The 8,167-nt window shown below is 59.0% G+C and carries 7 protein-coding genes, 1 pseudogene and 1 riboswitch; of the genes and pseudogenes, 6 read left to right on the top strand and 2 right to left on the bottom strand.

The window, feature by feature from the left end; translation table 11 throughout:
• Together CPT76_RS33745 and lplA are read right to left on the bottom strand one after the other, a co-directional pair.
• Window positions 1-324, bottom strand: a 324-nt coding sequence (locus CPT76_RS33745; RefSeq protein ID WP_105446011.1) for a GNAT family N-acetyltransferase, incomplete at its 3' end; no start/stop codon positions are given.
• A gap of 187 nt (window positions 325-511) precedes the next feature.
• The gene (gene lplA, locus CPT76_RS33740; RefSeq protein WP_076173425.1) at window positions 512-1,513 is read right to left on the bottom strand and encodes a lipoate--protein ligase; all 1,002 of its coding nucleotides are present in this window, start codon (window positions 1,511-1,513) and stop codon (window positions 512-514) included.
• Between the two features lie 172 nt (window positions 1,514-1,685).
• On the opposite strand from lplA, the gene CPT76_RS33735 reads away from it, so the two are divergent.
• The 6 genes and pseudogenes from CPT76_RS33735 to CPT76_RS41750 form a co-directional block, all read left to right on the top strand.
• The gene (locus CPT76_RS33735) at window positions 1,686-2,762 is read left to right on the top strand and encodes a pyridoxal phosphate-dependent aminotransferase (protein WP_105446010.1); all 1,077 of its coding nucleotides are present in this window, start codon (window positions 1,686-1,688) and stop codon (window positions 2,760-2,762) included.
• 364 nt (window positions 2,763-3,126) lie between these two features.
• Window positions 3,127-3,672 (top strand): adenosylcobinamide amidohydrolase, encoded by a 546-nt coding sequence (locus CPT76_RS33730; RefSeq protein ID WP_483870087.1) that lies wholly within the window; start codon window positions 3,127-3,129, stop codon window positions 3,670-3,672.
• On the top strand, window positions 3,669-4,640 hold the full coding sequence (cbiB, locus tag CPT76_RS33725) for an adenosylcobinamide-phosphate synthase CbiB (protein ID WP_105446071.1): 972 nt from the start codon (window positions 3,669-3,671) through the stop codon (window positions 4,638-4,640). The genes CPT76_RS33730 and cbiB overlap by 4 nt, the downstream gene beginning before the upstream one ends.
• On the top strand, window positions 4,628-5,608 hold the full coding sequence (locus tag CPT76_RS33720) for a histidine phosphatase family protein (RefSeq protein ID WP_105446009.1): 981 nt from the start codon (window positions 4,628-4,630) through the stop codon (window positions 5,606-5,608). Before cbiB ends, CPT76_RS33720 begins: the two co-directional genes overlap by 13 nt.
• 279 nt (window positions 5,609-5,887) lie before the next feature.
• Window positions 5,888-6,105, top strand: a riboswitch (cobalamin riboswitch).
• Window positions 6,106-6,448: 343 nt separating this feature from the next.
• Window positions 6,449-7,462: an ABC transporter substrate-binding protein gene (locus CPT76_RS33715; RefSeq protein WP_105446008.1), complete on the top strand. Its 1,014-nt coding sequence runs from the start codon at window positions 6,449-6,451 to the stop codon at window positions 7,460-7,462.
• Window positions 7,462-8,167 (top strand): annotated as a pseudogene (locus tag CPT76_RS41750) (FecCD family ABC transporter permease); the annotation flags it as partial. The gene CPT76_RS33715 and the pseudogene CPT76_RS41750, both read left to right, overlap by 1 nt.

Here is an 8,167-nt window from a genome sequence, read left to right as displayed (position 1 = left end):
GCAGCGTACCGTGTCGCAGCCGAGCTGAAGAACTTTTTCGAAAAACAGCTCATACAGCGTCCGGGCCGTACCCTGCTTGCGGTAATCCGGATGGACGCCGACAAAATGGATATACGCCTCGTTCGGATGCGTCTGGGACTGGAAACCGATCAGGAAGGCGACAAGCTTCCCGCTCTCTTTTTCCTCCATCACAAAACTGGTATTTTGAAAATGCTCGAAAAACAGCTTCGGCAGCAGATGCGTCATTTGGCGCCCGCCCCACCAGTCGTTGACGACCGGGATCACGCGGTCATAGTCGGCTTCAAGGATCGGCCTGATTTCCATGGAAAAACCTTACCTCCGTTCATGTGAGCCTGAGCGGTGAGTGAAAGACACCCGTCTGCAAGCTTTTGCAGCCGATTATACCATAGGATGAGAGGGTTCGAGCGATAAAAAAGAGAGGTCCATGGAATTCATGGGGCCTCTCTTTGCTGTATGTCACTATTACCATAAGGACGAATTCCGGGGCTGACTATTCTTCCAAAAAAATCAAACCGATCAGGTCGTCCATCACGATGTTGCCAAAATAGTGCTTCACGTCGATGTCCGCGAGGGCTTCCCGGACTTCGGACTCTTCGTAACGCTTGCCGCGCAGACGGTCCTCAATATCCGCCACATCGCCAACGCCGAAAAAGTCGCCGTATATTTTAATATCCTGAATCCGTGCGTCCTTGATGTCCATCCGGATGTCGATGATGCCGACCGGGAACCGCTTCGTGTGCTTGACGTTGGACTGCGGAGACTGGCCGTAATTCCATTCCCAGTTCTGGTATCGGTCCTTGGAAATTTGGTTGATGATCTCCCAATCGGCTTCCGTCAGCTTGTACTGCGGCACTTCGTTTGGTTCCATGCCAAAAATGTAGCGGAGCAGCTCGGAGCGGAATTCCTCGATCGTCATCTTTTGGTTCATCAGCTCACTGATGTTAGCGACGCGGCTGCGTACGGACTTGGTGCTCTTCGACTTGAATTTCTCCGGATTGGCGTTCAGGGAAGCCTGAACATCGTCCAGATTCAGGTTGAACATGAGCGTGCCGTGGCTGAACATCCGGCCTCGGGTCGAGAATTGGGCGTTACCGGAAATCTTTTGCTCGCCGACCTGCAGGTCATTGCGTCCGCTCAGCTCCGCGTTAACACCCATATGGTGCAGCGCGTCGATGACCGGCTGGGTAAACTTCAGGAAATTGTGGAACGATTCCCCGTCGTCCTTGGTAATGAAGCTGAAGTTGAGGTTGCCGAGGTCGTGGTACACCGCTCCGCCGCCGGAGAGCCGGCGAACAACCTTGATATTGTTGTCTTTCACGTATTCCTGGTTGATCTCCTCGATCGTGTTCTGATGTTTACCGATGATGATCGAAGGACGGTTAATGTAAAACAGCAGGTAGCTGTCGTCCATGGGCAGATGTTTGAGGGCGAATTCTTCAATCGCCAGATTGACGGCAGGGTCGGTAATTCCCTGGTTATCGATAAACAGCATATTTGATTCCTCCGTTAAAAGGCCTTAATTAATTCGGTTCCTTGTCTATTGTAAACCAATTGCGGACAAGAAACAAAAGCGAAAACCGAATTGACGCGCAGCGAAATTTGGCGTAATAATGGGGTCATTCGCAAGCGATTCAAGACAGAGAACTGCTGGGGGGAAAATACATATGCTGGAACGATACGGACATGGCGGGGATCTGGAGAGCGCGTCGGAACTGTACGGCGGCGATCCGGCGTCCTTTCTGGATTTCAGCGCCAACATCAATCCGCTGGGTCCGCCGGAAGGCGTCATGACGAAGCTGGGACAGGCACTGCCTTCCATCCTTCGTTATCCGGATCCGGGACACCGACGCCTGAAAGCGCTGCTGTCCCGCAAACTGGGCGTGGCGCCGGAACATTTAAGCATCGGCAACGGGGCGGCGGAGTCGATGGCGCTCCTGCTGCTCGGGCTGGCGCCGTCGAGGGTCGGGATCGTGCAGCCCTGCTTTTCGGAGTACCGACAGCTGTCGGAGCAGTTCGGAGCCGAGGTGCATGCCGTCTTCGGCAGCCGGGAGCGCGACTGGAGAGCAGAGGTTTCGGACATTGCTGGGCTGATGAAAAAGGTGGACCTGCTCTTTCTGGGGCAGCCGAACAATCCGAACGGTGTGCAGTATCCGCTCGAAGAGATTCGGGAATTGGCGGCCGAGGCGGAGCGGACCCGGACCTATTTTGTCGTCGATGAGGCGTTCATCGACTTCATCCCGGAAGGGCGGCGGATGACGCTGCTGCCGGAGCTGGGGTGGTTTCCGCGGACGATCCTGGTCCGCTCGATGACGAAGTTTTATGCCATTCCGGGCCTGCGGCTGGGCTATGCGGCCGCGCATCCGGACGTGATCCGGGCGATGACGGGCAAGCAGGTGACGTGGAGCGTCAACGGCTTGGCCCTGCTCGCCGGGGGCGAGGCGCATGAGCGCGAGACGCTGGAGCTGATTGCCGCAGAGCGCGCCGGGCTGACGGCGGGTCTGCGGGATCTGGGCTGCCGCGTGAGCGGCGGCGAAGCCAATTTCCTGCTCGCGGAGCTGCCGGCACCGTGGAGTGCCGGGGAGCTGCAGCGCGAGCTCGGGCTTCGCGGCGTCCTGATCCGCAGCTGCGCCATGTACCCGGGCTTGGGGCCGGGACATGTCCGGTTTGCGGTGAAGGGAGCGGACGCCAACGCGCGGCTGCTGGCGGTGCTGGGCGACGTGCTCGCCAGCAAGGGGGAATGATCTGCACGTTGGGAGCATTTTGATGTAAGGAGCAGATCTACACGAAAGGACAGGCTGTGCAGGCCCAAGACGCAGGGCTGGTACGGCTGCTATGCAGGTAGGCGCTGGCAAGGGATGTGCACATTCTTTGCGGGGCGGATTTCGGAGTCCACATAAACACAAGATTGATATGGGGGANAAGAAGCGATGACGACACCATTTATGGACGGATTGCAGGATACGTACCGTTCCACCGTGTGGCCGGGACTCGTGCTGACACGGAAAGNGCGGCATTTGCTGCTTGAGGCGCCGGAGCTGCTGGACAGTCTCGGAAGCTCCATTCACGGAGGCGGCATGGGCAGGCTGCAGCGGGTGACGAATATGTATGTGGACCGGACATATGACTGCAGCGACCCGGTGCGCGATACGGAGGGAATGGCTCACGGCGTGGGGATATCCGCTGGAGACGACGGCGGGGCTGCTGACGGCGGTCCAGCTGCGCCATGCGGCGGTACATGAGGAGAAGAACGAACAGGCCGCGGTGTTCTGCTGCACGACGGCCGGCATATCCAATGCGGCCCGGGCAGGCTCGGAGCGGCGGACGTTCGCGGCCTATACGCCGGGAACGATCAACATCATGCTGGCCATCGACGGCCAGTTGACGAAGGCGGCCATGCTGAACGCCGTCATGACGGCAGTGGAGGCCAAGGCCGCTGCGCTGGCCGACCTGGACGTGCGCGACCCGGACAATGGGCTGATCGCCACGGGGACGACGACGGACGCCGTTGTTCTCGGCGTCAGCCAAAGCGCCGCTTACGCCGGGCTGCACCGCTATGCGGGCACCGCGACCGACCTCGGCGCGATGATCGGACGCGCGGTGTACAGCACGGTGAAGGAAGGCCTGCTGGCGGCATGGAGCGAGCGGAAATGACCGCAATATGGATCCTTGCCGCGGCTTTTATCATCGATTGGATCATCGGGGATCCAAGGTGGATTCCCCATCCGGTCATCGGCATGGGCAAGGCGATTAAAAAGGTGGAGAACGCCATTCGGGCAAGGGTCACCCGCCCGGCAGGACTCAAGAGAGCGGGAATTCTGCTCCCGGTCATCGTGGCGGGCGGCTCTATGCTGCTGACATGGTTTGTTCTCTGGGGGCTGCATCTGGTGCATCCGTGGCTGGCCTGGGCAGTGGAGGCGGTGCTCATCGCCACGACGATCGCCGTCAAGGGCCTGAAGGATGCCGGCAAGGAAGTGCTTGGCCATTTGCGGCGCGGCGATCTGCCGGAAGCGCGCAAGTCGCTCGGCATGATTGTCGGCCGGGACACGGCCCACCTGGACGAGCCGGAGATCGTCCGCGGCACGGTCGAAACGGTGGCGGAAAATATCGTCGACGCCGTCGTCTCGCCGCTGTTCTACGCCATCATCGGCGGCGCACCGCTGGCGATGGCCTACCGGGCGGTGAACACGCTCGATTCCATGGTCGGCTACAAGAACGACAAATATTTGCATCTTGGCTGGGCATCGGCGAGGTTGGATGACATCACCAACTTCATTCCCGCCCGGATCACCGCGGGCATCCTGGTGCTGTCCGCCTGGCTGCTGCGTCTGGACGCCGCCAGTGCCTTGCGCACCGTGCGCCGGGACGCGCACCGCCATCCGAGCCCGAACAGCGGCTTCCCCGAATCCGCGGTGGCGGGCGCGCTCGGCATCCGGCTCGGCGGCGAGAACGTGTACCACGGCGTCGCCTCGTTCCGGGCTTATATGGGCGATGCGCTGCGCCCGATGGAGGCGCGCGACATCACGATGACGATCCGGCTGCTTATCACGGTATCGGTCATCTTTATTCTGCTGGGCATCGCCGTGCTGTGGGCGGCAGGGGGCAGCTTATGGACGTCCTAGTGAAACAGGTCGATCTGCTGTTGGTCCGGCACGGCACGACGCGGTGGAACCGGGAGAAGCGTTACCTCGGGCATACAGATATCCCGCTGGATCGGGGCGGCAGGGACGAGCTTGCGCCGCTGGCCCGGGAGCTGGCCGGGAAGGCGTTCCACGGCGTATATTGCAGCGACCTGGCCCGATGCCGGGAGACACTGGCGATCATCAGTCCGGCGCACGCAGATACTGCGATGTATGACCCGAGGCTGCGGGAAATGGACTTTGGCGCCTGGGAAGGGCATACCTATGAGCAGCTGCAGCACGAGTCCCTTTACCGGCAGTGGATCGATTCGCCGCAGCAGGTGACGCCGCCGGGCGGGGAGTCATGGGCGGATTTTGCCGGGAGGATCGACGGGTTTGTCGGCAGTTTGTTGAAGGACGTGGAAGGGGCATACAGCAGACCAGCAGAGGCTCAGAACGACGGCGGGGCGGCGCATTCCGAATCGAAGGGGATCGGGAATGGAGGGGCGGCACTGCCCAGATCGAAAGGGATCAAGATTGGCGGGTCGGCACTTTCCGGATCGCAAAGGATCGAGATTGGTGAGGCGGCACTGCCCGGATCGCAAGGGGACGATGACAGCGAGGCGGTACTATTCGAATCGAAGGGGAACGAGATCGGCGGGGCGGCGCTTTCGAGATCGAAAGGAACCGAAATTGGCGGGGTGACACTTTCCGGATCGAAAGGAATCGGTGACAGCGAGGCGGTTCTTTCACGATCGGAAGGACCGGGAGGCATCGGTCTCGAATCGCAGGTTCCGCCGGAGATGCTGATTGTCGCCCATGGCGGCGTTCTGCGGCAGCTCGCGGTCAGCCTTGTCCCGGGGCTGTCCTTCTGGGACGTTCACGTTCAGCCCGGGAGTTTGCTGCGGATCCGGCTAAGCTTCACTGAAGAAACCGGCGGTTGGGACGGCAAGCTGGTGAATGAAGCTTGAGAGAGGATGCGAACGAGGTAATGGTCGTCATCGACCGGTCCGAGCTTTTCTGCACTCCGGCGAAGCGGCGAAAGGGCTCAGGCTGCTGACATACAAGGACGTGTTTCCCGGATCGTCCGTTCCCCCGGGTTTGGTCATGGCTCTCGGGCCCGCGTCCGGACATTCCACCGGGCACGCGACTGGACATGTATTCCGGCAAGTGCCGGACACAAAAATTCCATTGTCACCCGCAGGCTTTTCCCCTATAATCAGGACAAAAGAAGCATGGCCAGGATAATTGAATAGGAGTGCTTGTGAGGTCCCGGAAGCTGTCTGCCGTATAAGGAGAGCGTTGATCCGGGTGAAAAGGGAAGCCGGTGCAACTCCGGCACGGTCCCGCCACTGTAAACAGGTATGTCCCCAGGAAGCCACTGTTCCGCCGCTACACGGGATGGGAAGGCGGGGACGATTTTACCCAGCCTGTAAGTCAGGAGACCTGCCTCACGAGAGGAAATGACGGTCCTTCGAGGAAAGGATTACGTTTCACGTGCCCTTCATAACGCATGTTCACCGCGGCTCAAGCAAGCATTGGCTTGACCACTTGACCTCGCAGCATGCCACAAGGCACACCGGATAGGNGNANCNGGATGTCCGTGCAGACGTAATCCCTGATTCTTGATCGAACAAGAGTCAGGGTTTTTTAGTTGACAAAGAATGGAGCGGCAGACGCCATACACCTGCTCATGGTGAGCAGCGGCGCTGCAACTCTAGCATTTCCGTCAGGTTTATTCCGTTTTCGTATACCGGTCAGGCCTCTTTTGTGCAAATTATTCGATAGACAAAGAGGGAGAGAACGAAATCATGAACGTAACGTTGAAACGCTGGTCCACAGGCCTTGCGGCGCTGCTGCTTGCCTTATCGCTGAGTGCCTGCGGCGCCAAGAACGAAGACAGCTCCGCCTCGCAGCAGCCTGCTGCCCAAACGGAGCAAAGCACGGATAACAGTGCGTCCCAGACAAAGACAGACGAACTGAAAACAACCTATCCACTGACCATCCAGGATGCGACCGGAGAGTCCTTTACTTTCAAGGAAGCGCCGAAGCATATTATCTCGGTATCTCCTGCAGAGACGGAGGCGCTCTTTGCGATCGGGCTGGACAGCGAGATCGTCGGGGTGTCCGATTATGACGATTATCCGGAAGCGGCCAAGTCCAAGGCGAAAATGGGCGGCATTACTAAACCGAACGAGGAAGCGATCATTGCGGCCCAGCCGGACATCGTGTTCACGGGCATTTCGATGAGCGAGGAAGCGGTGAAGAAGCTGCGCGACCTCGGCATTCAAATTTTCAAGACCGATCCGAAAACGGTCGATGACGTCATCAAAAATATCGAAACCTATGGCCTCATCACCGACCATCAGGCGGAAGCCAAAGCGGTGGTCGACAAGATGAAGCAGGAGGAAAATGAGGTTACTGAAGCGGTCAAATCGCTGACGCCGGAGCAGAAGAAAAAAGTATACATCGAATTTTCCCCGGGCTGGACGGTCGGCAAGGGTGAGTTCATGGATGAGCTGATCACCCTGGCCGGCGGCGTGAATGTGGCGGCGGACACCGAGGGCTGGAGTGAAATCAGCGAAGAGAAAATCATCAAGGACAATCCGGACGTGATTTTGTATGCTAACAGCGTCATCGACGAGAAGACGAAGAAAAGCCTTGGCGATATCATTAAAGGCCGCAGCGGCTGGGACCAGATTACAGCCGTGAAGAACGATGCGGTCATCGGTCTTGACGACAATCTGCTGAGCCGTCCGGGTCCGCGCGTCACGCAGGGCCTGAAGGAAGTGGCGAAGGCCATTTATCCGGACCTGTTTAAATAATGAGCAAAAAGCTGGCAGGCTATGGAGGAATCGGCATCGTCCTGCTCGTCCTGACCCTGCTGATCTGTCTGGGGATCGGCTCGGTCGCGCTGCCGATCCGGGACATCGCTCTCATTCTGCTGCACCGGATTCCATGGATCGGGAGCCATATCGACCCGACGTGGAACGCATCGTTTGAGCAGATTATCGTGAAGGTCCGGCTGCCGCGGATTCTGCTGGGCATGCTGGTCGGCGCGGCACTGGCCGTGGCCGGCTCGGGGTTTCAGGGCGTGCTGCGAAATCCGCTAGCCGATCCGTTTACGCTCGGGGTTTCCTCGGGGTCGGCGGTAGGCGCGTCGTTCCCTGATCTTTTTACGGGCTGCAGTATTCGGTTTTCGGCGGCTGGACGCTGCCTGCGGTCGCTTTCGTGACCGGAATGCTGACGCTGTGGATGGTTATCGCGTTGGCCAGGGAGAGCGGAAAAATTCCGACGAACAGCCTGATTCTGTCCGGCGTGGTGATGCAGTCCTTTCTCGGAGCGGTCGTATCCTTCCTTTCGGCGATGTCGAACCGGACGATCAATGAAATTATATATTGGACAATGGGCAGCCTCAGCCTGCGTGGAATGGTCGTATACGGCCATCCTTTTGCCGTATTTTTTGGTGGGATTTGCGGTGGTCTGGAGCCGGGCCCGCGACGCTGAATCTATTGTCCTTAGGTGAGCGG

This window comes from Paenibacillus sp. AR247 (genome assembly GCF_002968895.1).
Taxonomy (GTDB): Bacteria; Bacillota; Bacilli; order Paenibacillales; family Paenibacillaceae; genus Paenibacillus_AQ; species Paenibacillus_AQ favisporus.
The sequence above is the reverse complement of the archived record's forward strand: the minus strand, read 5'-3'. Positions and strand labels throughout refer to the sequence as shown.